Source organism: Pseudomonas juntendi (assembly GCF_009932375.1).
In the GTDB taxonomy this organism is placed as follows: domain Bacteria; phylum Pseudomonadota; class Gammaproteobacteria; order Pseudomonadales; family Pseudomonadaceae; genus Aquipseudomonas; species Aquipseudomonas juntendi.
The window spans coordinates 1-528 of record NZ_BLJG01000404.1 but is presented as its reverse complement, the minus strand read 5'-3'; the positions used below and the strand labels follow the sequence as shown (position 1 = coordinate 528).

Sequence of the window (528 nt, the reverse complement as noted above, 5' to 3'; positions counted from 1 at the left end):
CGGGCGCCTGGCCGACCGGGGCAAGGGCCAATTGGGCACCACCGTGGGCCTGGTGGTACTGCTGCTGTCGTGGGTGCCGCTGGGGTTTGCCCAACAGTCACTGCTGGCCTTGCTCCTAGGCGTGCTGATGCTCGACCTGGCGGTGCAACTGGTCCACGTGAGCAACCAGAACGCCGTGATCGCCCTGCGGCCCGAAGCGCGTACCCGGCTCAACGCCGGGTATATCACCTGCTACTTCATTGGCGGGGCGCTAGGCTCTTTGTTAGGCACGCAGCTGTACCAGCGCCAAGGCTGGCTGGGCATCGTCGCGGCAGGGTTGGTCATCGGCGCCCTGGCATTGCTGGCATGGCTGCTTGCCGCGCGTAAAACCGAAGCTCGCACCTCCGCCGGGGCGGCCTAGGCGCCTGTTACAGGCAGCGATACCTGGTCGACAATCGACGGCAACTGGCGCCAGCACAACGGCCAGGCGCATCTGCCTGACAGCGTGGCGCAACGCGTGGATCGTCTTGGGGTCAAGGCGGCTGGTAA

General features: G+C 66.3%; 1 protein-coding gene. It reads left to right on the top strand.

Going from position 1 to position 528, the window contains the following annotated elements; all coding sequences use genetic code 11:
• Window positions 1–400, top strand: a 400-nt coding sequence (locus GYA94_RS26350) for an MFS transporter (RefSeq protein ID WP_161893420.1), incomplete at its 5' end; no start/stop codon positions are given.
• Window positions 401–528: the final 128 nt, after the last annotated feature.